The 26,711-nt window shown below is 59.9% G+C and carries 25 protein-coding genes and 1 pseudogene; 13 read left to right on the top strand and 13 right to left on the bottom strand.

Annotated elements, in window-relative coordinates; translation table 11 throughout:
• Window positions 1–21: 21 nt before the first annotated feature.
• The 12 genes from DBV08_RS18150 to DBV08_RS18090 all read left to right on the top strand — a co-directional run bounded on the left by DBV08_RS18150 (window position 22) and on the right by DBV08_RS18090 (window position 12,939).
• On the top strand, window positions 22–843 hold the full coding sequence (locus DBV08_RS18150; protein ID WP_124568340.1) for an enoyl-CoA hydratase: 822 nt from the start codon (window positions 22–24) through the stop codon (window positions 841–843).
• Between the two features lie 12 nt (window positions 844–855).
• On the top strand, window positions 856–2,016 hold the full coding sequence (locus DBV08_RS18145) for an iron-containing alcohol dehydrogenase (RefSeq protein ID WP_124568339.1): 1,161 nt from the start codon (window positions 856–858) through the stop codon (window positions 2,014–2,016).
• A 24-nt stretch (window positions 2,017–2,040) separates the two neighbouring features.
• Window positions 2,041–3,588: a CoA-acylating methylmalonate-semialdehyde dehydrogenase gene (locus DBV08_RS18140; RefSeq protein WP_124568338.1), complete on the top strand. Its 1,548-nt coding sequence runs from the start codon at window positions 2,041–2,043 to the stop codon at window positions 3,586–3,588.
• Entirely contained in the window at window positions 3,581–4,684 is a 1,104-nt protein-coding gene (locus DBV08_RS18135; RefSeq protein ID WP_124568337.1) for an enoyl-CoA hydratase/isomerase family protein, read from the top strand. The genes DBV08_RS18140 and DBV08_RS18135 overlap by 8 nt, the downstream gene beginning before the upstream one ends.
• Before the next feature lie 409 nt (window positions 4,685–5,093).
• Window positions 5,094–5,366, top strand: coding sequence for a DUF3311 domain-containing protein (locus tag DBV08_RS18125; protein WP_124568335.1), 273 nt, complete (start codon window positions 5,094–5,096; stop codon window positions 5,364–5,366).
• Window positions 5,363–6,961, top strand: a complete 1,599-nt coding sequence (gene mctP / locus DBV08_RS18120) for a monocarboxylate uptake permease MctP (protein ID WP_124568334.1) — start codon at window positions 5,363–5,365, stop codon at window positions 6,959–6,961. Before DBV08_RS18125 ends, mctP begins: the two co-directional genes overlap by 4 nt.
• A gap of 23 nt (window positions 6,962–6,984) precedes the next feature.
• On the top strand, window positions 6,985–7,797 hold the full coding sequence (locus tag DBV08_RS18115) for an enoyl-CoA hydratase/isomerase family protein (RefSeq protein ID WP_124568333.1): 813 nt from the start codon (window positions 6,985–6,987) through the stop codon (window positions 7,795–7,797).
• Complete coding sequence (locus DBV08_RS18110; RefSeq protein WP_124568332.1) at window positions 7,794–9,884, top strand: acetate--CoA ligase family protein; 2,091 nt, start codon at window positions 7,794–7,796, stop codon at window positions 9,882–9,884. Before DBV08_RS18115 ends, DBV08_RS18110 begins: the two co-directional genes overlap by 4 nt.
• Window positions 9,881–11,140 carry an MFS transporter gene (locus DBV08_RS18105; protein WP_260395636.1) on the top strand — a complete coding sequence of 420 codons (1,260 nt, stop codon included), beginning with the start codon at window positions 9,881–9,883 and terminating at the stop codon, window positions 11,138–11,140. The genes DBV08_RS18110 and DBV08_RS18105 overlap by 4 nt, the downstream gene beginning before the upstream one ends.
• Window positions 11,141–11,145: 5 nt before the next feature.
• Window positions 11,146–11,451, top strand: a complete 306-nt coding sequence (locus tag DBV08_RS18100; protein ID WP_260395635.1) for a helix-turn-helix transcriptional regulator — start codon at window positions 11,146–11,148, stop codon at window positions 11,449–11,451.
• Between the two features lie 227 nt (window positions 11,452–11,678).
• The gene (gene trxA, locus DBV08_RS18095; RefSeq protein WP_124568330.1) at window positions 11,679–12,023 is read left to right on the top strand and encodes a thioredoxin; all 345 of its coding nucleotides are present in this window, start codon (window positions 11,679–11,681) and stop codon (window positions 12,021–12,023) included.
• Between the two features lie 580 nt (window positions 12,024–12,603).
• Window positions 12,604–12,939 carry a carboxymuconolactone decarboxylase family protein gene (locus tag DBV08_RS18090; RefSeq protein ID WP_260395634.1) on the top strand — a complete coding sequence of 112 codons (336 nt, stop codon included), beginning with the start codon at window positions 12,604–12,606 and terminating at the stop codon, window positions 12,937–12,939.
• Between the two features lie 319 nt (window positions 12,940–13,258).
• Here DBV08_RS18090 and DBV08_RS18085 read toward each other — a convergent pair whose 3' ends face one another.
• The 5 genes and pseudogenes from DBV08_RS18085 to DBV08_RS18065 all read right to left on the bottom strand — a co-directional run bounded on the left by DBV08_RS18085 (window position 13,259) and on the right by DBV08_RS18065 (window position 18,273).
• Window positions 13,259–14,539, bottom strand: coding sequence for an IS256 family transposase (locus DBV08_RS18085; protein ID WP_124568329.1), 1,281 nt, complete (start codon window positions 14,537–14,539; stop codon window positions 13,259–13,261).
• A gap of 253 nt (window positions 14,540–14,792) precedes the next feature.
• Window positions 14,793–15,156: pseudogene (locus DBV08_RS18080) on the bottom strand (transposase); the annotation flags it as partial.
• A 511-nt stretch (window positions 15,157–15,667) separates the two neighbouring features.
• The gene (locus DBV08_RS33300; RefSeq protein ID WP_124568328.1) at window positions 15,668–15,871 is read right to left on the bottom strand and encodes a RidA family protein; all 204 of its coding nucleotides are present in this window, start codon (window positions 15,869–15,871) and stop codon (window positions 15,668–15,670) included.
• Between the two features lie 52 nt (window positions 15,872–15,923).
• Window positions 15,924–17,171 carry an FAD-binding oxidoreductase gene (locus DBV08_RS18070; protein WP_185564696.1) on the bottom strand — a complete coding sequence of 416 codons (1,248 nt, stop codon included), beginning with the start codon at window positions 17,169–17,171 and terminating at the stop codon, window positions 15,924–15,926.
• A 523-nt stretch (window positions 17,172–17,694) separates the two neighbouring features.
• Entirely contained in the window at window positions 17,695–18,273 is a 579-nt protein-coding gene (locus DBV08_RS18065) for a helix-turn-helix transcriptional regulator (protein WP_124568326.1), read from the bottom strand.
• A gap of 149 nt (window positions 18,274–18,422) precedes the next feature.
• Here DBV08_RS18065 and DBV08_RS18060 point away from each other — a divergent pair, with 149 nt between their 5' ends.
• Window positions 18,423–19,229 carry an IclR family transcriptional regulator gene (locus DBV08_RS18060; protein ID WP_124568325.1) on the top strand — a complete coding sequence of 269 codons (807 nt, stop codon included), beginning with the start codon at window positions 18,423–18,425 and terminating at the stop codon, window positions 19,227–19,229.
• An 11-nt stretch (window positions 19,230–19,240) separates the two neighbouring features.
• Here the strand turns inward: DBV08_RS18060 and DBV08_RS18055 are convergent, their stop codons facing one another.
• From DBV08_RS18055 to DBV08_RS18020, 8 genes are read right to left on the bottom strand one after another with little or no spacing between them, the layout of a single operon-like run.
• Window positions 19,241–19,717 carry a hypothetical protein gene (locus DBV08_RS18055; protein WP_124568324.1) on the bottom strand — a complete coding sequence of 159 codons (477 nt, stop codon included), beginning with the start codon at window positions 19,715–19,717 and terminating at the stop codon, window positions 19,241–19,243.
• The gene (locus tag DBV08_RS18050; RefSeq protein ID WP_124568323.1) at window positions 19,707–21,308 is read right to left on the bottom strand and encodes a long-chain fatty acid--CoA ligase; all 1,602 of its coding nucleotides are present in this window, start codon (window positions 21,306–21,308) and stop codon (window positions 19,707–19,709) included. Before DBV08_RS18050 ends, DBV08_RS18055 begins: the two co-directional genes overlap by 11 nt.
• Window positions 21,309–21,323: 15 nt before the next feature.
• Window positions 21,324–22,157 (bottom strand): SDR family NAD(P)-dependent oxidoreductase, encoded by an 834-nt coding sequence (locus DBV08_RS18045; RefSeq protein ID WP_124568322.1) that lies wholly within the window; start codon window positions 22,155–22,157, stop codon window positions 21,324–21,326.
• A complete protein-coding gene (locus DBV08_RS18040; RefSeq protein ID WP_124568321.1) occupies window positions 22,154–23,041 on the bottom strand; it encodes an alpha/beta fold hydrolase in 888 nt (295 codons plus the stop codon). The genes DBV08_RS18045 and DBV08_RS18040 overlap by 4 nt, the downstream gene beginning before the upstream one ends.
• Before the next feature lie 13 nt (window positions 23,042–23,054).
• Complete coding sequence (locus tag DBV08_RS18035) at window positions 23,055–23,636, bottom strand: 3-phenylpropionate/cinnamic acid dioxygenase subunit beta (RefSeq protein ID WP_397487576.1); 582 nt, start codon at window positions 23,634–23,636, stop codon at window positions 23,055–23,057.
• A gap of 44 nt (window positions 23,637–23,680) precedes the next feature.
• Window positions 23,681–24,904, bottom strand: a complete 1,224-nt coding sequence (locus tag DBV08_RS18030; protein WP_124568320.1) for an NAD(P)/FAD-dependent oxidoreductase — start codon at window positions 24,902–24,904, stop codon at window positions 23,681–23,683.
• Window positions 24,904–25,245: a non-heme iron oxygenase ferredoxin subunit gene (locus DBV08_RS18025; protein WP_124568319.1), complete on the bottom strand. Its 342-nt coding sequence runs from the start codon at window positions 25,243–25,245 to the stop codon at window positions 24,904–24,906. The genes DBV08_RS18030 and DBV08_RS18025 overlap by 1 nt, the downstream gene beginning before the upstream one ends.
• Entirely contained in the window at window positions 25,242–26,414 is a 1,173-nt protein-coding gene (locus DBV08_RS18020) for an SRPBCC family protein (protein WP_311715740.1), read from the bottom strand. The genes DBV08_RS18025 and DBV08_RS18020 overlap by 4 nt, the downstream gene beginning before the upstream one ends.
• Window positions 26,415–26,711 lie beyond the last annotated feature (297 nt).

The following is a 26,711-nucleotide window of genomic DNA, read 5'->3' as shown; positions in this document are numbered from 1 at the left end:
GTAGAGGAAACGAAATCGCATATGGCTTCCCTTGCTGAAAAGGAACTTTCACCGATCGACCGTCAAGAACCCTACGAACACCTACGCCTTGAACGGCGTGGACCAGTCGCCTTGATCACCCTCGATCGCCCGAAAGCGCTCAACGCGCTCTGTGACGCTCTGACCATCGAACTGACACGGGCTTTGGACGCCACCGAAGCCGACGACACGATCGGCGCCGTCGTCTTGACGGGAAGCGCCAAAGCATTCGCAGCAGGCGCGGACATCGCCGAGATGCGCCCCAAGTCTTTTTCCGATGTCTATCTCGAGGACTTCATCACGTCGAGTTGGGAGCGCGCCTCCACTACCCGTAAGCCGATCATCGCTGCCGTCGCTGGATACGCGCTCGGTGGCGGTGCCGAACTGGCCATGAGCTGCGACTTGATCATCGCTGCGGATTCCGCCAAGTTCGGACAACCCGAAATCACCCTCGGAATTCTCCCGGGAGCGGGAGGCACTCAACGATTGGCCCGCGCGGTGGGCAAGTCGAAGGCCATGGACATGGTGCTCACCGGCCGCACGATCGATGCCGAAGAAGCTGAACGAATCGGGCTCGTCGCGCGTGTCGTGCCGGCAAGCACCGTCATCGATGAAGCAGTCGATGCCGCAACCAAAATCGCCGGATTCTCTCGCACAGCCGTACTGATGGCGAAAGAATCGGTGAACCGCGCGTTCGAGACAACATTGGCCGAGGGGCTCCGGTTCGAGCGACGAATGTTCCACGCTGCCTTCGCTACTGATGACAAGGCCGAAGGAATGGCTGCGTTCCTCGACAAGCGCTCTCCGAACTTCACCAACCGCTGAGAGGACCAGATCATGTCTGTACCTATCGCTTTACCTCGCATCATGCGCATTGGGGCCGGCGCTGTCGCCGACATCGGTGAGGTGGTCACCTCCCTTGGATTGAGCCGCCCTCTCGTGGTCACCGATTCGTTTCTCGTCGGCACGGGCGCTGCCGAGCAAATGATCAAGAATCTCGAAACTGCCGGTCTCTCACCGCGTCTGTTCGACGGCACCGTCCCCGATCCGACCACGGCTTCTCTCGAGGCGGGTCTGGTCGCGATACGTGAACACAACTCGGACTCGGTCATCGGTTTCGGGGGCGGTAGCCCGATGGATACTGCGAAAGCGCTCGGGCTGCTCGGTCGCCAAGGCGGCGAGATGCGGGACTACAAAGCACCGCGCATCAATGTCGGTCCTGCCCTCCCGATCATCGCCGTACCCACTACCGCCGGTAGCGGCTCCGAAGCAACGCAGTTCACCGTCATCAGCGACAGTGAGAGCGATGAGAAGATGCTCTGCCCAGGACTGGCGTTTCTTCCGCTCGCCGCGGTGATCGATTACGAATTGACGGTATCGATGCCGCCTCGATTGACAGCAGATACGGGAGTCGACGCGCTCACCCACGCAATCGAGGCATACGTCAGCAAGAAGGCGAATCCGTTCTCCGACAGTTTGGCGCTGATCGCGATCGGCACCATCGGTCGTGTTCTGCGGCGTGCCTATACCGACGGACACGATGCCGAGGCGCGCGAACAGATGATGCTGGCAGCCACCCAAGCCGGGATCGCGTTCTCCAACTCCTCGGTCGCTCTGGTTCACGGAATGAGTCGGCCGATCGGTGCGCATTTTCACGTTGCACACGGTCTGTCCAATGCCATGCTCTTTCCGGCAGTGACAGCATTTTCCGTCCGGGCGGCGGAGTCCCGGTACGCGGACTGCGCCCGCGCTCTGGGTGTTGCCGCGGAACACGACTCCGACGCCAGTGCGGCCGATCGCCTCGTGCGCGCGCTCACGGACCTGTGCCGCGACGTCGAAGTGCCGACGCCCAGGGCCTACGGCATAGACAGGGTCCGATGGGATGAGCTCACTCCCCTCATGGCTGAACAGGCACTCGCTTCGGGGTCTCCGAACAACAATCCGCGTGTGCCCACCGAGGCAGAGATTCGCGACCTGTACGCCCAGATCTACGGCTGATCCACCAAGGAAGGTACAACCGACATGACGACCACTATCCCCCGTTCGACGCACAGCAATCCCGCTCCGGGCCAGCCCGTCGATATCGACCACTTCATCGCCGGCCGTGTCGACGCACGTGGCGCCTCCGCGCGCACGGTTGTCTACAACCCTGCCACTGGGCAGGTGACCGGCCACGTCGCTGTGGCCACCCCTGCAGATGTCGACGCGGCAGTCGCTGCGGCCGCCACCGCATTCCCGGCATGGGCAGCCACTCCGGCGCATGTCCGTGCCCGAGTGATGTTCCGATTCCGGGACCTTGTCGACCAGCATTCGGATCGCCTCGCCGCGATCATCACTTCCGAACACGGCAAGGTGCTCTCCGACGCCAAGGGCGAGGTGACCCGGGGCCTCGAGGTTGTCGAATTCGCTTGCGGTATACCGCAAATGCTCAAGGGTGAGTTCTCCGAGAACGTCGGGCGTGCCGTGGACGGGGTGACATTTCGTCAGCCGCTCGGTGTCGTCGCGGGCATCTCCCCGTTCAATTTTCCGGCGATGGTACCTATGTGGATGTTCCCGGTCGCGCTCGCCTGTGGCAACACCTTTGTGATGAAACCGTCCGAGAAGGTCCCCACTCTCACGGTCGAGCTGGCGAAGCTTCTGACCGAAGCGGGGCTGCCGGATGGCGTCTTCAACGTCGTGCACGGCGACAAGGTGGCGGTCGATGCGCTCCTGACGCACGATCAGATCGAGGCAGTCAGTTTCGTCGGTTCGACCCCGATCGCGGAGTACATACACACCACCGCGTCGGCGCAGGGCAAGCGTGTACAAGCCCTCGGCGGGGCCAAGAATCACATGGTGATCATGCCCGACGCTGACCTGGAACAAGCAGTGTCGGCCCTGATGGGTGCGGCTTACGGATCCGCCGGAGAACGCTGCATGGCCATTTCAGTCGCTGTCCCGGTCGGCGAAGAGACCGCTAACGCATTGAGGGAGCGGTTGATCGCTGCCCTGGCCGAACTGAAGGTGGGACCTGGAACCCAGCCTGAGGTGGAGATGGGTCCGCTGGTCACCGATGTGCATCGCGACAAGGTTGCTTCCTACATCGACATCGGGGTCCAAGAGGGCGCAGAGCTTGTCGTCGATGGTCGTGGCCAGCGGGTACCTGACGGCGGCGACGGCTTTTTCCTCGGCGGAACCTTGTTCGATCATGTGACGCCTTCGATGCGTATCTATCTCGAAGAGATCTTCGGGCCGGTCCTTTCGATCGTGCGGGCTGCATCGTTCGAAGAGGCACTTCAGTTGGTCAACGACCACGAATTCGGAAACGGGACCGCCATCTTCACTGCCGACGGCAACACCGCTCGTACATATCTCGCCCAGGTCAAGGCTGGAATGGTCGGCATCAACGTTCCCATTCCGGTCCCTATGGCATTCCATTCCTTCGGCGGCTGGAAGCGATCACTCTTCGGCGATCACCACATCCACGGGCCCGAAGGTGTCCGGTTCTACACCCGCAACAAGACGGCAACCACGCGGTGGCCTGACGATTCCCAAGTTCGTGCCGACTTCTCCATGCCCACCCATGAGTGAGGTGCACTTCGGGCGGTGCGGATACACCATTGCACCGAGCTCACGACCGGGTCCTGCCGTAAGCGCTCTCGATGAGAGTGGCGAACCTGAAATCGCGTACGTCCGAGAGGAAACCATCGGGAGGATCATCCTCAACCGCCCGAAAGCACTCAACGCGTTGACCACCTCGATGGTGAAACAACTCGATGCTGCCTTGGATGTGTGGGAGGAGAATCCGGGATCAGCACTCGTCCTCGAGAGTTCTAGCCCGAAGGCGTTCTGCGCCGGCGGCGACATCCGCCAAATCCGACAGAACACCGTCGATGGCGTGCCCGAGCAGAGCACGGAGTTCTTCTCTTCGGAATATCGTCTGAATCTCCGTCTCGCCGAGCTTTCCACTCCAGTCGTTTCGCTCGTCAACGGAATCTGTATGGGGGGCGGGATGGGGTTGTCCGTACATGGTGCGTTCCGTGTCGTGGGAGACAACGCACTTCTTGCCATGCCGGAAACCTCGATCGGGTTCTTTCCCGATGTGGGAGGTAGCTACTTCCTGGCCCGTCTTCCCGGCTCGCTCGGTACTTATCTCGGGCTGACGGGATACCGGATGGATGCTGCAGATGCGATCTACACCGGCCTCGCGACACATTGGGTCCACGATGTCGGAGACGTAGTCGATGCGCTGAACGCGGTACCACGATGGTCGGTGGACGAGGTCCTTCGAGCACTTTCTCTCGAGAGTGCTCGCCCCCAGGGGAAGTTGGCGGCGCACCGTACCGAGATCGACTGGTGCTTCGGGGCCCCCACAATCTCCGAAATGCGGTCGCGATTGAAAGCCGAGAACAGCGCATGGTCGAGAGATGCGCTGCAGTCTTTGGACGGAATGTCGCCGCTGAGCTTGGAAGTCACGTTGGCCGCGATCACTGCAGGTAAACAGCTTACGCTTGCCCGCTGTCTCGACATGGAACTCCAGATCGCCACACACCTGACACGTACACCCGATTTCGTGGAGGGTGTGCGGGCAGGACTCGTCGACAAAGACAGAACTCCCCATTGGACTGATCTGCAAGACAACGACTTCGACTACACCGCTGCAGGATTGTGGAATCGAACCGTTTAGGAAGAATTTGCGCCCGTTACAGGTCGGAGGAGAGACATGGCATCATCACCGCTTCTCGTTTCCGCCGCAGGAGTCGAGCTCATCATCTGTGGGATCGGCACCGTGGCACTCGCGCAGCGCACCGGCACCCTCACCCAGATCGCGCTTCCTGTAGTGGCGGGACCCGTGGCGCTTGTGATGCTGTTCGTGGGCTCTCTTCTGGCCTGTTTTGGAGTTCTCAGCTGCGCGTGGGCGCAGCCTCTCTCAGCCTATTTCGATTCATCTTCCAGGCAGGAGCGGCGGGGATAGCCCCGGTCGGACCAGGAATCGCCGAACCTCTGCCGGATTCCTAGATCCTGCCCTTGCTTCCGTGCTCGGAGGAGCAACGCAACACGCGTGCCTAATACTTCGATATATTTAGGAATATGAAATGGATATCAATCCATCATCCGCGTCCCCACCGGATACATCAACGGCTCCACAGCTTTCCTGGGGAAAGAAAATTCTGTGTGGCCTCCTGGTACTGACACCGGTCGTCCTCGCCTTGTCGGTACCGCTCTACCAACGCGTCGAACCAACCCTCGGCGGCATCCCGTTCTTCTATTGGTTCCAAATGACCATGGCGATCGCCGCCGCGTGCGGCTGCGGCGCAACGTATTTCATCGCATTTCGCCATGAGACCGAAGTGAGCGAAACACAATGAACTTCAACGGTGTCACCTTCAGCGTCTTCATGATCTTGTTCGTTCTCGTCACCGGAATCGGTTTCATCGCCAGTCGATGGCGACGCGCGAAGGACGAACATCAACTCGAAGAGTGGGCTCTCGGCGGGCGTGGCTTCGGCGGGTTCGTCACCTGGTTCTTGCTCGGCGGCGACCTGTATTCCGCCTACACTCTCATCGCGGTCCCCGCCGCCATCTTCAGCATCGGTGCATTCGGGTTCTATGCCGTGCCGAACGCGGTTGTTCTCTACTCCTTGGGCTTCTTGTTCCTCCCCCGACTCGTCAAACGCGCCCACGAAAAGGGCTACGTAACGTTGACGGATTTCGTCAACGACCGTTTCAAGTCCCAGGCTCTGGGTTTGGCGATCACCCTCACCGGATTGTTGGCGACCCTGCCCTACCTCGCGTTGCAACTTGTAGGCCTCGAAGTCGTCTTCGCCTCCATGGGGCTCAAGGCTGATGCCTCGGCAAGCTGGATCGTGCGGGACCTCCCCTTGCTCATCGCTTTTGGAGTCCTCGCGGCCTATACCTATTCCTCCGGCATCCGCGCCCCCGCATTGATCGCGTTCCTCAAGGACGGGCTCACGTACATCGTCGTCATCGTCGCCGTCATCGTCATCCCGATCAAACTCGGCGGGTTCGGACAGATATTTGCTGACGCGGGAGCTGCAATTGCCGAACGCAACAACACGACAGACCCCGCCGCAGCGACGATCAGCGTCAATGCCAGCATCTACATGACCTTGGCGCTCGGATCCGGTATGGCGTTCTTTCTGTACCCCCACGCCATCACCGGCGTCTTCGCGGCCCGTGGTGCGCGCACGGTTCGCCGAAACATGTCAGTCCTGCCCATTTACACTGTGCTACTCGGATTCGTCGCACTGCTCGGCATGATGGCTCTCGCAGCCGGAATCAAGCCTCTCGACGGCAATCCTCAATTCGCTGTTCCTCAGTTGCTGCAAGAGATGTTCCCGTCCTGGTTCGTGGGGGTGGCCTACGCTGCCATTGCCATGAGCGCTCTGGTTCCGGCCGCGATTATGGCCATTGGAGCTGGAAATCTGGTCAGCCGCAATATCATTCGCCAGTTTTCACAATCTCAGATCAGTGCCAGACGTGAAACGACGATTTCCAAGATCGTCTCCGTCCTCGTCAAATTGGGTGCGCTGGTGTTCGTGCTCACCCTCGACAGCCAATTCGCGCTGAATTTCCAACTTCTCGGCGGCATCTGGATTCTGCAGACCATCCCCACCGTGCTGCTCGGCCTGTTCACCGACCGCTTCGCGGACAAGAGGGCCCTGTTGGCCGGCTGGGCCGTCGGGATCGTCTACGGCACCCTCGCCGCTTACAACATCTCCTCCCCGAACACCAGCCACTTCGGTGGGTCTACGGCCACCCCGTTCTTCCTTACTTCGCCGATGTACATCGCGGTCTCCGCCCTGATCCTCAATCTCGCGGTCACGCTCATCTGGAGCGCAATCGCTTCCGTACTCCGGCAGAACGGACGTGGTCGTGCGACCGCGCCGATACCCACAGAATCCGCACCGACCACTCCAGTAACCCCATCCACTGCCCAGTAACCGATCAAGAGAGACGATGCGCCATGACCGCCACGATCACAACATCCGACGACGGATCCGTCCGGATTCTGACAATTGAGAACCCCACCAAACGAAATGCGTTCAGCGGAGATATGGCACCTCGTCTGCGTGACCTGCTGATTGCAGCCGATCAGGACATCTCCGTGCGCGCCATCGTGATCACCGGAGACGAAACGATCTTCTCCTCCGGCCACGATTTGCAGGAGGTCCTGCACAATCCGGAAACAGCCGGCGACCCCGAAGCCAATGCCGCCTTCACTTTGCCTGCCGATCTCGGCACGCCCGTCATCGCGGCCGTCAACGGCGCCGCGTACGCCGCCGGATTCATCCTCGCGCTCAACTGCGACATGCGAGTGGCCGGCCGCAATGCAAAATTCTGCGCAGTCGGCGCCCGCATCGGCCTCGTCCCCGTCGGCGGACAGTTGAGCCGACTCCTCGACGTGGTCACCTACCCGGTCGCCTTCAAGATGCTCGCCACCGCAACCCCCGTCGATGCCGAGGCCGCACTGGCCTCCGGTTTCGTCACGGAGGTGGCCGAACCGGAAGACACTCTCGATCGAGCAATTGCACTCGCACAACAGATCGCCGAGGTATCCCCTGCGGTCGTACGGGCAATCAAGACAGGGTTGCGAACGACCCTGCATGAAGGACTCGGCGCCGGCAATGCCCTCGAACCCCTTCTTGCCGCGGCTGTTCGGGAACTTCCCGACGGCGACGAGGGAGTGCAGTCGTTTCTGGAGAAGAGGCAACCGTCCTACCCGGACGCACCCGCGAACTTGCAAGACGTCCTCGACAAGGTAGGAGCAACACGATGACTCGACGCCTACGCGAAGATGCCGTCCGCGACATGGCCATCCGCTACGGCGTCGCTGCCAACGCAGTCACCTTCGCCGCCACAGCAGAAGAAGTGGGTGCTCTTGCGGACTCGATCGGTCGATCAGTGGCGGTCAAGTTGGTCGCAGACAATGTAATTCACAAAAGTAAGGCCGGCGGGGTACTGCTCGATGTGAACCCTGCAGACGCACGAGAGGCCACCTCGCGCATGCTCGCCGCTCAGCAATCGGCAGGGGCGCAAGTACGCGGTGTCACCGTCGAGGCCATGGTCGAGTCCGGCATCGAAGCCGTCGTCGGAGGTCTTCAGGCGGAAGGTTTCGGCCCCGTCGTGATGTTCGGGCATGGGGGCGTCGACATCGAAATCCTCGACGACGTCGTCTTCGCACTTGCCCCGATCGACGAGCATGATGCGCGGACGATGGTCACACGCACTCGACTCGGCCAGGTCGTAGAGAAGCGGTTCCCCCAGCGTATGGACGACATCGTCGAGATGCTCACAGCAGTAGGGGGTGAGTCCGGTCTCCTCTTGAACGAAGACGTCACCGAGGTCGACTTCAACCCCGTGGTAGTCACCGCAGATCGGATCGTCGCAGTCGATGCTCGCGCGACCGCGCTCGCCCCCGCGCGACATCGGAAAAAAGCTTCCCCTGACATCGCCATCAGCTACGACGAGCTACGACCGGCCATCTACCCGAAATCCGTCGCCGTCATCGGCGCATCTGCGGACGAGAAGAAGATGGGTTACCGCGCGGTACGCAGCCTCGTCGACTTCGGGTACACCGGCCGAATCCTGCCGGTGAGCAGTAAGAATTCCAGTATTTACGGTGTAGAAACAGTCGCGGGCATCGGTGAACTACCTGACAATGTCGACCGCGCTGTCATCGCCTTACCTGCCGCTGCTGTTCCTGAGACACTGCGGGCACTCGCCGAACGCGGCACCAGGACTGCGCACATCCTGACGGCTGACACCCCTCAATTCGACGAAGTCCTCGCCGGAACAGATTTGCGGGTGCTGGGTCCCAATTGCATCGGCCACTACACGCCGTACGAACAGATGACCATGATCTCTCCCGCCGCCTCGAGCAAGGCCAAGGGCCACCTCGCCGTCGTGTCACAGTCAGGCACGTACGCCGGTGACATTTTACGTCGCGGTACCGAGCTGGGCATCGAGTTCAGCTTCGTCAGTTCGGTCGGCAACTGTGACGACGTCAGTCCTGCTGAACTGCTTGCCTTCTGCGAAGCCGACCCGCTCACCCGCGCTGCGGTGTTCTACCTCGAAGACGACCGTTGGGCTGGTGACTTCTTCCGCCTCGCACGCACGATGACCAAACCTGTCGTGCTGTTCAAGGGCGGGCGCACAGTCGCGGGCGGTGCTGCCGCCGCATCGCACACCGGGGCGCTTGCCAGCGACCCACAGTTGTTGGAAGACGCTGCACGACAGGCTGGCGTCCTACTCGTCGACGATCTCGGTCAGTTGCTCGACATTGCCTCCGCATTGCAGTTCATCCCCTCGCTCGACGGAGACAATCTCGCGTTGGTCGGTAGCGGCGGGGGCGTCGCTGTCGTCGGATCCGATCGGGCCGATCGATGGTGTCTGAAAATGGCAGCCGTGAGCGAGGACACGCGCGCGCGGTTGCAGGCCTTCGAGGCTCCTGGAACCAGTCTGTCGAATCCGATCGACATTCCGATCTGGTCCTTGTTCGACGAAAACAGCAGCTTTACCGGCTCCATCGTTTCCGCGGTGGCCGCCGACGAGTCCATCGACTCGATCTGTGCGTTCCTCGACCTCGGCACCGTGTTCGATATGCGGGACGTCGAGTCGGGAAACAAGTTGGTCCACTCGCTGACCGAAGATCTCGTCAATGCTGATCGCGGCGACACGCCACTCGCGTTGGTCTTACGCAGTGGATTCGATCAGAATCAGGACGGACTCGTCCGCGATCTCCGGTCCACCGCGGCAGCCGCCGGGGTCGTACTGTTCGATTCTGTCGACCGGGCTATCGATGCTCTCGGCGGCGTCCGCTGGCTGACTCAGCGAGGCAAGTCGGCAGGAGGCTCTCGGCAGTGACCGCTCACGACGCCGGGAACCACGCCGTCCCTGATCTCTCATCTCCGACGGTGAGAACGCAGCGCCCCGGACTCGCACTCACACTCATCGCGATCAGCACCTCGCTCTCGATGAGTGTGTGGTTTTCGGCGTCGTTCGTCGTCCCTGAGTTGTCCACCGTCTGGCACCTGTCCGCCGGCGGATCGTCCCTCTTGACGATCGCAGTGCAGGTGGGATTCGTCGTCGGGGCGGTCGGGGCTGCTGTGACAGGCCTTGCCGACGCCGTCCCCGCCCGGGCACTGATCTGTGTGGGTGCGATTGGTGCAGCGTTCGCCAATCTCGGCCTGCTCTGGGCCGGTGGGCTCACGGCTGCGTTACCTCTACGCCTACTGACGGGGGTCTTTCTTGCTGCTGTCTACCCACCGGCGCTGAAGGAGGTGTCGACCTGGTTTCGTCAAGGACGAGGAACGGCATTGGGTGTCATGATCGGGGCCCTGACTCTCGGATCAGCACTCCCTCATCTGGTGGGCTCCTTCGGCGGAATCCGCTGGGAGGGAGTCATTATCGCGACAACCCTCATGACGGCTGGCGGCGGGGCGCTGATTCTGTTGTTACGCGACGAAGGGCCCTACCCTTTTCCTCGACGACGATTCAGCCTGCAGGCCTCTCTGGCCAGCCTGAGGAACAAACATGTCGCGCTCGCAAACATCGGATATATGGGACACATGTGGGAGTTGTACGCGATGTGGGCGTGGGTCGGCACCTTCATCGCGTCGATGCCCGCCATCGCCGTTCTTCCCCACGCGGACACCACTGCATCCGCGTTGTCTTTCGTCTGCATCGGAGTCGGGGCGCTCGGATGTTTCGTAGGCGGACGACTCAGTGACCGATACGGGCGCCCCCAATCGGCGTTGATCTGCCTGATCTGTTCGGGGTCAGCTGCAGTTGCCTTGAGCCTGGTCGGCACGAGTTCTCTACTTCTCGTCCTTGCACTGTGCATTTTCTGGGGCTTCTGGGTCATCGCTGACTCCGCACAGTTCTCAGCAGTGATCACCGAGCATGCAGATCCTGTCTATGTCGGCGGGGCAGTGTCCATTCAGCTCGCCCTCGGCTACCTCACGACAACGCTCAGCTTGTGGCTCGTGCCTGTATTGGTGCAACGATGGTCCTGGCCCCTCGCTATCGGGGTACTCGCGATCGGACCACTGATCGGTGCAACAGCGATGGCCGTGCTGACGTTCGCACCCACGACACGCAATCACGCCCAAAAAAGTTGAAACAATTGACAACTCACAACACCGACGACACCCTTCAACCCGTTACGGATACGGCGCGTGTTCTTGCCGATCCGGTTCGGTTGCGGCTACTGGCGATAATCGGCGCCGCCCGAGAAATACCGTGCACTCGACTCGTAGAACAGGCCGACGTCACCGCATCCACAGTCTCGTACCACATTCGGATACTCGCTCAGGAAGGAGTGATCAGCATCATCACCGAAGGACGACACAGGCACGTGCGATTCGAAACGCAACAGATGCGGAAGTTCACACACCACCTGGTTTCCCTCGCGCTGGTCGGGCACCCATAACCTTTTCTTCGGCGCCCGGGCTAATCTGCGATGGCGCACATGTCCCTGCAGAAGACGCTCTTGCCTGGAACCGTTCTCCTGAACAGAATGAATTAAGCGAAAGCTGTTCGACAGTAAGCGCTCTCACTCCTCGATGATTTGGAAGATACGGGAACACCTGCATCACCCGAGACGAGCGCACAACGCGCCCGAAGAGTCCAGAGCACTCGCCCCGGAAAGGAATTTCATTGCCCACTCAGGAATTAACCCAGGACACCTTCGACACCACAATTGCAGACAACGATATCGTCGTCGTGGACTTCTGGGCACCATGGTGTGGTCCGTGCCGAGCATTCGGACCGATCTTCGAATCCGTTGCCCAGCAATACGATGACGTAGTTTTTGGAAAGGTCAACACGGAAGAGCAGGAAATGCTCGCTGCAACCGTCGGCATTTCCTCGATTCCCACCACGATGGTCTTCCGCCACGGTGAACTCGTGTTCTCCCAACCGGGAGTCCTCCCCCAACAAGCTCTGACCACGCTGGTCCAACAGGTCAGAAAATCCACACTCCCCACAGCCGAGAGAAACTAACCCTTCCCATCGCAGTCCCCAGGAACGTCAATGGCCCACACCCAGATCACACCCTTACCCAACCGGCCCACCAGTCAATCGATCAGTCCAGAGATTGTCCAGGCCATCGAATTCGCTCGGCAGTGGGCCCCGTATGGCGGGCCGTCAGATGAGGATGTGTTCATCCGATTCGGCATCTCGCGTCCCCGCTTCAATCGAGAAGTCTGGGAACTGCTCATCCGCAACGACATAGAGCTCTCCCCTGAAGCCGTTCGCCTCTACACGGCCGCATACCCTTCGCCGATCGCGCACTCTTATGCATGCGGGCCCAGGCCGCGAAACCGACGAACCAACAGAATCCGGGGTACGTAAAACGCAGCCGGTGCGCGGGCTGAACATTGCCCATCCGCCGTACACCCGACGGTGGTTCTGTCGAGGTCACCGGAAGGCCTGTCCCGCCACCGTCACCGCAACTCCGTCATGAACAACTATCAGCACGAACGGGCAAATAGGTTGCACACGTAGCCGATGCCAGCGGATCTGCGCTTAACAGATCATGCACGGCTTAGGCCCGAATCCGCCCTTTACTTGGAAGGAATCCATGCCGCACAACCATCAGCATCCCCCTCTCGGCCCCGAACTTGCAGGCGAGATGGGTGCGACACTCGCCGCGTTCAACACAGCAGTGTTCACAGGGCCAGGAGAAATCCCCCGAAAATACCGCGAATTGATCGCCATCGCCGTCGCCCTCACCACCCAGTGTGAATCATGCATCCGTTTTCACACCGAAGATGCGGTATCCCTCGGAGCATCGACGGAAGAGATAGCGGAAGTCACCTACATCGCCGCTGCAATGCGTTCCGGAGGAGCAATCGTTCACGGAATGAAAGCGCTATCCGTTGCTGCGCGCACAGCACAATCTTCGGCCGCGACATAACCGTTCCGGCGTATTGGGGGCCGACCCGGTCGGGGGGGATGGCAGATCTCCTCAAGTCAACGGAGTAACCCCCGGCCACTCCGGCTGGCCCGGAGTGAGCATTCAATCACCCCGGGTACTCATCGAGAATGAATCGACGTACCGCCGCTCCGAGTTCACCCAGCCCCTCTCACGACCGTTTCGGATCGGGGCGCGATCTTCGCGACGAGCCGATGAGGGTGCGGCGCTCCCATCAATAACGCGAAGCGGACTCCCCCAGCTGTCAGCGTCGGTGTGAGCTGAGGGTCTATCTCGCTAACGGTGTTTCGGCGGATTTCCATCAGTAAGTTTCCGATCCAGGCCAACGATCGGCGAACGTGATCGCAAACGCGTTCAGAGCAGGCTTCCACCTCGTTATCCATCGTGCCTGGCCCTTGCCTGTCGGGTCCAGTGAACGCGTCACCAGATAGAGGCATTTCAGTGCGGCAGCTTCGGTGGGAAAATGCCCACGAGCCTTGACAGCACGCCGGTATCGGGCATTCAAGGACTCAATCGCGTTGGTGGAGAACAGCACTCGCCGTATCTCGGTGTCGTAATCGAGGAACGGGATGAACTCCTGCCAGGCGTTGTTCCACAATCGGGTGATCGCCGGATACTGCTTGCCCCAACGATCAGCGAGATCATCGAACGCTGCACTCGCGGCGGCCTCGGTCGGGGCAGTGTAGATCGGCTTGAGATCGTGTTTGAGCGCATCCCAATGCTGACGGGACGACAACCGAAACGTATTGCGGATCAAATGGATTACACACGTTTGGACCGTGGTCGCCGGCCACACATTCTCGACGACCTCCGGCAGGCCTTTCAATCCGTCGCAGACCAGGAAGAACACGTCCCGGGTGCCCCGATTTCGGATATCCGTCAGCACGGACATCCAGAATTTGGCGCCCTCACCGCCGGTGCCGGCCCACAAACCGAGCACGTCGCGGTGACCGTCGAGACTGACGCCGATTGCGGCGTAAATTGGCCGATTCGCGACCTGCCCGTCCCTGACCTTAACGACGATCGCGTCGATGAAAATTGCCGCGTACACCTCGTCGAGCGGCCGGGCAGACCAGTCCTGCATTTCCTCGAGTACTTTGTCGGTGATCCTCGAGATGGTTTCCTTCGAGACCGAGGCGCCGTAGATTTCAGCGAAATGCGAACTGATCTCACCAGTCGTTAACCCTTTGGCATACAACGACAACACGATCTCATCGACCCCGTTCAATCGTCGTTGGCGTTTCTTGACGATCTGCGGCTCGAACGACCCTTCCCGATCGCGAGGGACGTCGATCGGAACATGACCGGTCGCCTCGGTCAACACCGTTTTCGACCGAGTCCCGTTGCGGATGTTCGTCGATTCCCGATCGGGCGGGGCTTGGTTCTTGTCGTGTCCGAGGTGCTCGGTCATCTCCTCGTTCAGTGCGGTTTCCAGAACGGTTTTGGTGAACTGCTTGAGCAAACCGTCTGGGCCGGTCAGCGACAGACCCTGCTCCTTCGCCAATCTGACCAGTTCCGCAGCCGCCGCAGCTTCCGCGGAGGGCTCGGCCCTCTTCTTCGTCACATCTTCCAGTGTCGTCATCTCGGCACCTCCTCGCCGAGCATTCACTCAGCTAGTCGGGCCGAAACACCGATTTAGAGACAGTCCCGCAGGAGGGGATGAACGACGGGATCCGCAACGTCATCTTCGCGGTGGGAGCGACCGAACAACACTGCCCGCACCTGCCGGCACTGTCACGTTAGTCGCAAAGTTCAGCGTCGCAGCTAGTTTGGGGCATGCTGCTACGGGACACGCCCGGCAGTTCGCTTTCAGGCAGCGGTGACCTGCTGCCAGACCCCGAGAAGGTGGACAAGAATCGTTGGGCGTGCTCAGGTGATGTGAACCGTTCATAGCCCGTTCTCGCTGCCTGATGGGTTGATGCCAGTTCTCGGCTCAATTGTTCAAGTACTTGGATTGGTGATGCTCGACCGAGGCCAGCATCTCGCGGTGTGCCACCCGGCAGCTGGCGAGCTTGTCGGTAACGATCACCCGCGGCACATACGCCAGCCTTTTGAGCAGCCGGCGGAAGAACCGTTTGGCCGCCACCGCATTTCGGCGGGACTGGGCCAGCACCTCGAGCCGTTGCTGTCCTGGTCGACCGCCCGCCATAAGCAATGCAGTTTGCCGTTAACTTTGATGAAAACCTCGTCGAGTTGCCATGTTTCACTGGCTTGCGGCACTCGGGCTGCCCTAACCCCCACACAACATAGGTATTCCCAATGCCAGGTTTCCACTTCGGACAGAGGCTCGGGGTCATCGAGGACTGAAAGGAGGACCACAACAACCGACACCTCCGGTCATCGCTGGCGTACCCAACTCCGAATGAGTACGCAGCCAGCTGCATTCACACGCATTCCTCGGATAGCGAGTGGCTCACCAAACGGGGTCCTACCCTACTGCACGACAGCAGTATTCAGGTCGTAGCTCAGCGCAAGTTCGGCCATCAGTAAAGGTCATCGAGGCATCGTCGAGCCGCAGCACGAAGTGTCAGGCCGCGTCGCACCAGCAACCACCATTTGGATCGTGCAATCGACCAAACCAAAGAGACGGTGTCGATAACTTGCCAAATCAGCGAGAAGACACTTGGGCGACCACGTCGCATTCAATTCTGAATGGTGGAAACAAGCCCGCCTGAACGGTAGTACGGGCCGGCGGTTTGTGCCGAACACCTCACGCCAGACGTCGTTGAAAGATTCGAAGTCGCCGAAAGTCCGATATATATGTCCGAACGACGACGGCGTCCTTGAGTGTGCAACCCGCAGCAGACAGAGTCGATGCGATATTGCGGAACACCTGCCGAGCCTCGTCTTGGAACGCGAATCCAAATACCCCCCAAGATGAATCAACACCAACATGGCCAGATAGATAGAGCATGTCGTTCGCTTCGCGGCACTATGGCGCCGAGGAGATTTAACGTCCTCAGTCATCAGATCCGCCCTGCGAGCTGGAACGGCAACAGATGACTCGGCAAACTGTTGGAGGTCACGAGCTCCGCGATACCTTCAGCCGTTGCCGGTGCCAGCGTCACGCCCAACATGCCATGACCTGCTGCGACAAATAGGCTGTTGTGCCCGGGAAGGGGCCCGATGAACGGCAGGCTATCCGGGGTCGAGGGCCTCAACCCTGCGCGTCCAGTGGATATGTCCAAGTCTGCGTCAGGTGTCCATCCGGAGAGGTATGGCCGTGCTTGGTCTACCAGATTCCGGATGCGTCGGTTGGTTATCGATTCGTCATTGGCCGGCAACTCGAAGGCACCTGCGATTCGCACGGTGTCGAGATAGGGACTCAGTCCTAGTTTCGGTTCCATGAGATAGAGGGAGTGCTGAGGCAAAGCTCCAGCACCTCCAAGGTCGATGGAGTATCCCTTTGCCCCGACTATCGGAAGTGTGATCCCGAGTGGACGCAAGACCGTGTTCGTTGCCGCACCCAATGCCACCACCACGTTGTCGGCAGAGAGATTGCCCTCCGCTGTTTCGACGCTCCAACTGCTTCCGTTTCGTGTCAGCTTCTGTGCACTGGTGTTCTCGCGAACTAAAACGCCCATCTCATCTATTCGTTTGTGCAGGCCGCACAGCAGACTTTCTGGATTGACATGACGATCCAACGAGGTGAGGACTGCGCTCGATACGCTTGTCCCGACTGCGGGATCTAGTTCTCGCGCTTCTGAACCTGTGAGGTAGTCAATTTTTCCGGTGAAGCCCATCGGCAAAAGCTGGTCGAAAAGCTGAGTGAACCACCCGAGGCCACCGGGTGTCTGTGCCAGTGCAAGTAGTCCAGCCTGGTGCATCTCGAAATCGACGCCGTCGTCGTGTAATTCGTCGAACAGGTCCAGAGTTTGGGCGTTGAGATGGAACAGAGCCCGAACTCCGGTCTCATACACATCGGGTCGTGCGGCCCGCCTGAATTTCCAAAGCCACTTGATCCACTCCGTATCCAACTTGGGGCGAATGGACAGCGCTCCGTCACGGTCGAATGCGTGTTTGAGACCCAAAGTGAATACACCAGGTGAGGCCAGGGGTGTAGACAGTGATGGCGTAATCCATCCTGCGTTCACCGCCGACACAGACCGCCCGATGGCACTATGTTCGAGAACGCACACCTCCTCGCCGCGCCGACGCAGACTCCAGGCGATGTTCAATCCGATAACGCCTCCGCCGATCACCACGGTCGACACAAAGAACTCCTTGAAGATGGTCGAGACTTCTTGCTCGGACCGGCTCTTCCACTTTTAGAGTGTATGAGGTCGGTCCGTGCCGATAGTCAAGTGAGGCAAAAGATATCGTGGTTCCAGGGATGTGAGGATCAAAGTTCCTGCACCAAATTCGAACACCAAATGGCCCATGAGCCAGACAACGAACCTCATCGTCACGCCATCTGTCGAACCGTCGAACACGGTGTCACGATCGCCGGCGCTTCCATCGGTGAACCATTCACTCACATCGATTGCCCCTGACACTAGGGGAAAGACTCAGAGACTAACGGGACTGGTATTCAAGCGGGCCTTCTTCTCGACACGGGGACGATGACCGATCACGAACTGCTGAGAACAACTGCGGGGCTCTGCAGTGGCGCGCGGTGTTCGTGATGTGCACAACACTAGTTTCGCCCTAGGTAGGGCGTCTTCCAGCTATGTTCGGAAAAGATCAACTACTCTTACTTTTGTTGTCGAAAACCTCAGGTCAGGCGGTGCATCGAGTTCAGGGAATTATCGGGTCGAATTGCCGCACATGAGGCACAGTTGTCACCACGTGGATCAACGCATGGGCGCTCAAAGCGAAATACTGGTGGACGACGTCGCCTGGGAATCGAACGAAATCGCCTACACCGATCTCGACTGGATCCTCTACAGGGCCGACCGACACGAGTCCTTCGATCGCATACATGTGATGCAAGGTGCCCTGCGACTGGGGTTCTCTCACGGTGAACTCGGTTTCACGTTTCAAACGCAGCAGCGAGGTTCGAACTGAACCGGATCCGAACACCTCGTCGAGAGTCCTTGTCGACCAATGTTTTTCTGACTCCCATCCGACAGTATCGGAATGCCGGTTGACGAGTACGGGTGATCCCCATTCAGTAAGCAGTCGCCGCGGGGAGATGTTCATGGCTGCGCCGAGTTGGGTCAGCGTATCGACCGTAGGATTTCCTGTTCCCTGTTCGATTTTCGACACTGTCTGTTTGGATAATCCCGCTCGTCGTGCCAGGTCACCAAGCGACAGCGCTCTCTCCTGCCGATAGCGGCGCACGTTGCGTGCTACGAGCTGGTTGTGATTCTCCATCGCATTACCCGTCACTTTCAGTAACCGAATCGTCATTCTTGACGTTCACGGTGCGGTTTGGCATGGTTCTCTACGCACGCAAGTTTCATTCATTCGATGACGTCCGGGGCTCGGCTCATCGCCTTCGAGATCTTCCGAGGTGTGTCCCCATGACTTCAGCAATCGCAGACCGCGCAGCAATCGACAAAGCCATCAGCCTTTTGGCATCGTTCCGTGGTGATGTTGCGACCGGAGTCGGCGTGAGCGAACTCGCTCGACGAGCCCAGTTGAACAAGTCCACCGCTTACCGAGTACTGGCCTTGTTGGAGCGAAATCGCGTCGTGGAGCGAGTCGGGACGAACTATCGTCTCGGTAGTCGGCTGCACGATTTGGGTGGTTCAGCGTATTCGTCGAACTTCGAAACCTTGCGCGACCGTCTCATCCCCTTCGTGACCGAACTGTACGTCGCGACTCAGGAGACGGTACATTTAACCGCATTGCAAGGCCCTGACGTGGTGTACCTCGCAAAGCTGTACGGACATCGTCAACCGTCCTCGCCATCACGTATCGGCGGACGCATTCCTGCCCATTGCACCGCAGCCGGAAAAGTCTTGCTCGCGCACTCACCCGTCGAGGCAGAACTCGTACTCAACAGTTCGTTGATGGCCTACACCAGGCAAACGATTACAGATACCGCGACATTGGGGTCTGCACTCATCAACATCCGGCGTACCGGCGTAGCGATCGAAAACGGCGAAATACAGCGTGGTTTGAGCTGCATCGCGGTCCCCATCTTCGGAGACCGATCTCGCGTCTTGGCAGCTCTGTCAATTTCCGGGGCGTCGGACCGGCTGAATACTCGCCGATGGGAACCAATTCTTCGACGAGTATCCAACGATGCATCGCGAGCACTGCGCTGCTTCCGCAACGATCAATGCGCTGTCGATCCCGAGATGATTCTTCACAAGCCGGCCTGACCGACCTGAAATCAGGTCCCCGGAACGCGATCGAGGTCGATGTCCACTTTGGTCACCCAGGCTGGCTCGTGAACCAACACACTCAATTCGGCGTCAAGGGAATCGACATCGACCACGAAACGAAAGCCCGCGCGCTGAGCGGCTTCGAGAACCTCGTCGAAGCGATGCGCTCCGTGCCGATTCTCGTCCTTGTCAATACAGAATACGATTTTCTTACATAGCGGATCTGTGTGACTGACCGCTGCCACCGCAGCGTTCAACGTCGCAGTCAAGACGTTCAAGTCGCCGGTTACTCCTATTCGCACTTCCACATCACGGGCACCGACGGGGTAGCTTTCCCGCAATCGACCACGAATGCAGCGTTCGAGGTCGACGGACACACCGTCTACGTGATTGAGAAGCAGAGGCTCATGTGTATTGGTCGGTATCTCCATAATGGTTGACCACGGCTTGCCGGGCCTATGTTCGGCCAATGGTTCATCGGGCATTTCGATCGCCTTCACCGACCAACTCGCGAATCGTCGACTTCTCGAGCTTGCCAGATGCATTCCTCGGAACGCGCTCAACGATACGCAGACGTTGGGGCAGTTTGTATCTGGCCAACTCACGAGCAGCGAAATCACGGATGTCCTCCAGCGAGGGGTCTGCACCGGCGTCTGCGGAGACGACCGCTACAACAATTTCGCCCCATTTATCATCTGGTGTCCCCACGACGGCGACATCGCTGATGCCCGGCATGTTCGCCAGAACTCGTTCCACCTCGGCAGGGTAGATGTTCTCTCCGCCACTGATGACCATATCCTTGAGCCTGTCCACGATGTACAGGTAACCGTCGTCGTCGAGATATCCGATGTCGCCGGAGTGGAACCAGCCCTCGGAATCGAATGCAGCATCGGTGGCCTCTGGATTTTCCCAGTAGCCCGGGGTGACGTTGGGTCCGCGGACCACGATCTCACCTGCCACTCCGGCTACGGCCACTTGTCCGGTCGCGGGATCGACTACCCGGACTTCGTTGTATGGCATCGGAATTCCGGCAGACCCAATTTTGGTAATGGTGTGCTCGACCGGAAGGTGTGTGGCGAACGGCGCGGTCTCGGTAAGACCCCACGCTTGCTGCAGCAAGATATCGTGCTCAGCGTACCGGCGAATCAGCGACGGCGGGACTGGCGCACCAGCGACGACAATGGACCGCAAATGTGTCAGATCAGTATCGAAGACTCCGGTGACTCTACTGAGCGTGGAGAGCATTGCGGGAACTGCAAATACGGAGTTCACGCGGTGTTCGACTAGATCTTCGAGAAATTCGCTCGGATCAAACGAGCGCCGCACGAGCACGGTGCCGCCGCGCACCACGGTGCGCAGGACGAAGCTGTTGAGCGCACCGACGTGGAACAGCGGAGCCGAGGCGTAGGTGACGTCACCGCGGCGAGTGTCGATCCGCGAGTCGACGTTGACCGAGTTCCACCAGATGTTGCCGTGGGTGAGGGTCACTCCTTTCGGCAGTCCCGTGGTTCCCGAGGTGTACATCAGAATCGCAGGATCATCGAATGTTGCAGGGACGACGAAGGTTTGCGGTGTGGCACACGCGAGAACATCGCTCAATTTCTCCCATCCTGTGACCGCGCCGGTCGGGGCGGGAACTTCGGGGTCGTCGTCGACGAGTACGCACCGTTTAAGCGCAGTGCGCTCGCGAACGGCCTCGATTGTATGCCGGTGGCTCTCCTCGCCGATCAGTACGATTGCGCCGCTGCGATCGAGAACGGTCTGGAGCTCGGGGCCTGCCAACCGAAAATTGACCGGTACGAAGATGGCCCCGATCCGGAAGCTGGCGAGCATGGTAATCAGGAAGGTTGGGCTGTTGAGTCCGATGTAGGCCACGCGGTCACCCGCTATGACACCGTCTGAAGTAAGGCCGGTGGCCAATCGTGCTGTGCGGTCTTCGAGTTCGGCATAGGTGAGCGAGTAGCCGGGGTAGTCGATCACGGTGGTCTGCGGTGCGTGGCACGCGTTCTGCCGGACTGCAGTGGCAGGATTGATGTCCACAGCGGGCCTGGTTGTCGTCGGGAGTCCGAGAGTCATGTGGTGTTCCTCAGGTCAGAGATGGTTGCCGCCGGCGTCGGAGCTGAAACCGCGCACGCCCATGCCACCGTCGATGGAGATCGCTTCTCCCGTGATCGGTCCGCTCTGTTCTTTCGATGCGAGTAGGACATACGGTCCGGTGAAATCCTTCGGCTCGGTGCTCGAATCGCGCAAGGGAAGTGGCGGTGGGGGTGTATCAGGCCCGCGTTTGGCGAACGATGCCGAAATGGAGCGTTCCTTCATCGACAGTGACTCCGGGCCGCGCAGGTCGGTGTTCATGCCGCCGCAGGCGACGCCATTGACGCGCACTTTGGGTGCAAGTTCGTAGGCGAGTTCGCGCATCAGTCCGAGACACGCGTGTTTGCTGGCGGTGTAGACGGGGCCGCCGCCGTTGACGTAGAAGGAGGCGTTGGACAGCGTCATGATGATGCTGCCGCGGCTCTTGACTAGTTCAGGCCACGCCGCTTCTGCGGCGAGAAGATATCCTTTGACGTTGACCGCGAACAGCTCGTCGAAGGTGTCCGAAAGTTCTTGGGCGGTAAGACGGGTCAACTGCCGCTGGTAATCCCACAACCCGGCATTGGTGACCAGGGTGTCGAGTTTCCCGAAGTGTGCGACGGTGTTGTTCACGGCGTCGTGTAATTGCTCGGATGAGCGTACGTCGGCAGTGAGGGCGACCATTCGTGCGGGGGCCGAGGACTCCGCAACCACTTTCTCGAGTTGGTGGAGGTTGCGGCCGACTATCGCAACCGATGCACCTTCGGAAAGGTAGCGCTCGGCTACGGCGCGGCCGATGCCGGTTCCTCCACCGGTGATCAGTGCCACGTATCCGTCGAGCCAGCCGGTCATGCGTGATCGCCGAGGAACATCGATACCAGTTCCTCGAACTCGGTGCGCTTCTCCAGTTGTACCCAGTGACCACATTGACCGAAGACGTGTAGTTGCACATCCGGAATCTGTTTGAGCATGATCTGGGCGCCGTCGAGTGTGATGGTGCGATCGTCTCGCCCCCACAACAGCAGGGTAGGTGCTTTGATCTTGTGAAGATTCTTCCACAAGGGATCCATACCGTGACGTTTGGCGAACGCGGCATTGTAGAGGTGGTAGAACGCGATATGGCTTTCGTCGAGGGAGGCCTCGTAGCGTGCCCGGACAACATCGGCGCCGAATTGCTTGTGATCGAAAACCATCGTTCTGATGAACGCATTCATCTTCTTCTCGGTGGGACCCGCTCCGTTGAAGTACCGGAACATCTCCTTTTGTCCCTCGGTGGGGGTCGGGCCGAACGGCAACCATCCTCCACCGGGAGCCATGAGCACCAGCCCTGTGATCCGCTCTGGCTGGCTCTGGGCCATGGCAATCGCGGTCGCACCGCCCAGGCTATTACCGAGAAGATGAAAATCGTCGATGCTGAAATGATCGAGGGCTTGGAACACGGCATCGACAGCGATCTCTGTGATCGATCGGGCCTCGAGGTCGGACTCGGTGGGCCGATAACTGCCGCCGAAGCCGGGTTGATCGGGAAGCAGGATTCGGAAGTGCTGCGCGAGCGCAGCGAGGTTTTGGTGGTAGTTACTTTCTCCGGAAGCTCCGGGTCCACCGCCGTGCAACATCACCAATACCGGTCCGTCGCCTGCGATCTCGGACACCGCAATGTCGCCGAGCGTCGTCGAAACGACATGGCGGTGGATGTCGAGGCCGGTCGAAATCGTTGTGGTCACGTTTACTCCCATCGGTTGGGCGAGGTCAGAAGAAGGTCGAGATATTCTTCGACTGCAGAATGTTCTGATCGAGCAGAATGGTGCGCCGAGACACCTGAAGGTGCCCGGAAGCAGTGCGTCGGAGGATGTCTGTGCGTCCGCCGGCAAAGATGTTTTCTTCTCGTTCGAGCCGGTTGCGGTAGACGAGGAATGCCGATCGCACCATCAAGTCGGCGTTTGTGAAACCGGGATGCTCGTCGGGATCTACATGATGGACGGTGACGTTGGTGACCAGATGGCGAGTACGTGAAGGGGGATCCTCTGCCCACGCCATTCCTGAATCGAATCGGCGAATACGCCAGGCAAGTGATTCTTTGGTCTCGTCGTAGAACGCCGCTTCGCCGCGGGCGGCAACGGACAACGCTTGTTGGCGCCGGAGGCGATTGGTCCGGGTGGGCATCCAGTAATCGAGGTCGTCTGCCAACAGGTCGAGCCAGTCAGTGTATCGGCCGGCGTCGAGCAGTTCGGCTTCGTAGTAGTAGAACTGCTCTACTTCAAAATGCACGTCGCGGTCAGCATGCTGACGCGCGAGTGTGGCCTCGGCAGGATAGTCCAGAGGTGTTGTCACGGAAATGTATTCCTTCCAATACGGTGCCACGAGGTGCGGTGCCGTCAACCCCGCAGTAGTTTGCGGAGGTCGGCAGAGGGGTCTGCGAGATGCGCCGGGTCCACGGTGATGGCACGGTCGATCATGCGGCGTGCTGCCCGTACCGTTGCGGCATCGTTGACGGCGACGGCGCCGACCACGTGCTTCCCGGTCATACCGAACACCGAGAAGCCACTCGGGCTGCGTTCCCCCCGGCGGATGACCTGCTCCGCGCCGCTCATCGAGCCGACTGCTTCGATATGCAGACCGTGCCGATCGGTCCAGAACCACGGCGCGACGGACGGCGGCGGGGTCACCCCCAGTATTGTGGCGGCGGCTCGGCGCCCGCTCTGCTCGGCAGCATCCCAGTGTTCGGTTCTGCCCGCCAATGCGCCGGCGGTGCGGATGCGTGTGGGATCCCCGACCGCCAATACCGCGGGGTTCGAGGTCACCTGTCCTGGATCGACGACGATGCCCCGATCGACGTGCAGGCCGGCTTGTTCGGCCAAACCTGTCTCCGGAATCATGCCCACTCCAAGCACGACGACATCGACAATGAGGGAACCGCTTCCATCGTTGAGGTGAACCTCGAGGCCGGTGGCAGCGGACTTGATCGATTCGACTCCTGCGGTGACTGTGTCGATCCCCCGTTGTTTGTGAATGCTGTGCAGCCAATGCGCTGTCTCGTGGCCAAGCGCCCCAGCGAGTGGAACTGCAACTGGATCGACGATGCTGACGGAACAACCGAAACCGATTGCGGTGGAAGCGACTTCCGCTCCGATCAATCCCGCCCCGACGATCAGGACGCGGGCACCGTTTTTGAGTTGTACGCGAAGCCGATCGGCATCCGCGGCTGTTCGGACGACATGGACGCGGTCATCGTCGCTGCCGGGAATCGGTGGTCGTGCTGCGCGGCCACCGGTTGCGAGGACGACCCGGTCTGCGTGCAGCAGTGAACCGTCTTGAAGCTCTACAGCCCCGTCCGTCGGGAGCACGGCAGTCACGTGAGTTTCGGTGCGCAGGTCGATCGACTGGTCGTCATACCATCCGGGTGGTTGCAATGCAATTTGGTCGAGGTTCTTGCTTCCTTCGAGAAACTCCTTCGACAAAGGCGGCCTGTCGTAAGGAAAGGTCCCTGCGTCGAGGAGAGTGAGGTTGCCGTCGTATCCGCCGGCGCGAAGCGCCGAGACGGTGGAAACACCTGCGATGCCACCACCGACAACGACGACGCGATCGTGTCGCTTGGGCATCAGGGTGCCTCGTTCGGAAACAAGAAGATTTCGCCGTCTCGGACCTCGATGCGATGCGGACAGGCGTCTTTGGTGGCGGGAAGTCCGTCCACGGCTCCGGTTTTGAGGCAGAATCTGCTTGAGTGCAGTGGGCATTCGACCTGGCCGCCTTCGACCCATCCCTCGGCGAGCGAGGCATCGGCGTGGGTGCAGGTGTCATCGAGAGCCCACACACTTCCGTCATCATCGCGCAACAAGGCGATGTTGTCGGCGGTTCCCGTGATCGCTTTGTCGATGGCGATTCCTTCACCCTCGGGGATATCGTCTACTGCTGCAACGCGGATACCGATTCCGGTAGTCATGATCGCTCCTCGTGCCACGCCGGTGTATTCATAAGGGTTCGCCAGCGCGCGTAGAAAGAACGTCCCGCAGCGTCGCTGTACAGCTCACTTGTTGTGCCCGGGTGACGGCCGTCTTCTCGTTCGGATCCGATGCCCATTTGGTAGTTCAGTGCCACGCCGTTTGTGATGAATCCGCGGGAGATGGCCTGCACCTCGCTCCAGTTCTCACCGTCGTCCTGCTCGAAGATGCCGCTGGGGCCGAAGGTTCGAAGGTTGTACAGTCGTTGGGCTTCTCGGACCTCTTGGGGCATGGATTTGTCGACGATGGTCCACGCCCAGACCTCCATCTTGTCCGGCCCCTTGGGGTGCCAGATGCGGATCGATCCGTTTACCGGTAGGTAGGAAAAATTGGGGAACACTGTCGCATGACCGTTGGTCAACGGTCCTTCGACCGCTGCATCACCGAGACGCTGCCGTAGCGCGGAGTAGTCGGTCCAGTCATGGACGGTGCGGGCGTCGAATCTGTTCTTCGGATGGACTGGAAAGCCTGCGCCGTGCCCGTTGGGATCGATGTACTGTCGGCCGGTTCGGTGAACGATTTCGTCCTTGGGAGCCCTACCTGAGGGCGCGAGTACCGTCAGGGCCGAGGCATGACTCATGTTCACGTGGTACCAGTCTGTGGCGAATTGCTCCGCGGAAAGTTTCCAGTTACCGTCGAGCACCCACTTGTGAACTCCGCCAACGACAACGGTTCCTTCGTCGTCGTGATCGAGCATGGCGTCCATGTACCAGGCCATGTCTCCGAGTGACTCACGTAACGGCACCGGCGTCGGGTTCCACGTCCCGAAAATCAAACCGTGGTAGACCTCGACGTGTGGCACTTCCACCAGACCCCAGTCCTTGACGTCGAACGATTCGGGATAACCGTCCTTATTCGGGACGCTGATCAGTTTCCCTTCGAGGTCGTACGCCCAGCCGTGATACGTGCAGGTGAAGTTTCGCGTCGCGCCGAAGTCTGCTCGGCACACCCGCGCCCCGCGATGTCGACACGAGTTCAAGAACGCGCGGATCTGCTTCTTCTTGTCCAGGGTCACGATGATGGGGTCCTCACCCATGTACGTGGTGAAGAAGTCGCCTGGTTTGTGAAATTGGTCGGTGTGCGCAAGGAAGAGCCAGCTCGGCGCGAACAACCGACGCATCTCCTGCTGATAGAGATTCTCGTCGGTGAAGATCGCTCGGTCGAGCAAACCACCCTCGGAATCTACGAGTCCGGATACATCGATGTTGCGCGTCATCGACGCCGGCCGATGCAAGGCCCCGCGAGGGGCAGCAGTGGCGGCGCCATGGGGCAGTTCGCAAGCTCCGCCGCAAGCCCCGGTCTCGGCGGCGGGTGGAATGGTGGAGGTCATGGGCTACACACAACCCGCCGGACGATCGTTGCTCCACCGATCGTTCCGCTGTGGGTAACGACCACTGTCCTCGCAGCC

This window comes from Rhodococcus sp. KBW08 (assembly GCF_003852455.1).
Classification (GTDB): Bacteria; Actinomycetota; Actinomycetes; order Mycobacteriales; family Mycobacteriaceae; genus Rhodococcus_F; species Rhodococcus_F baikonurensis.
Note: the sequence above shows the minus strand (reverse complement) of the source record. Positions and strands in the feature narration are given on the sequence as shown.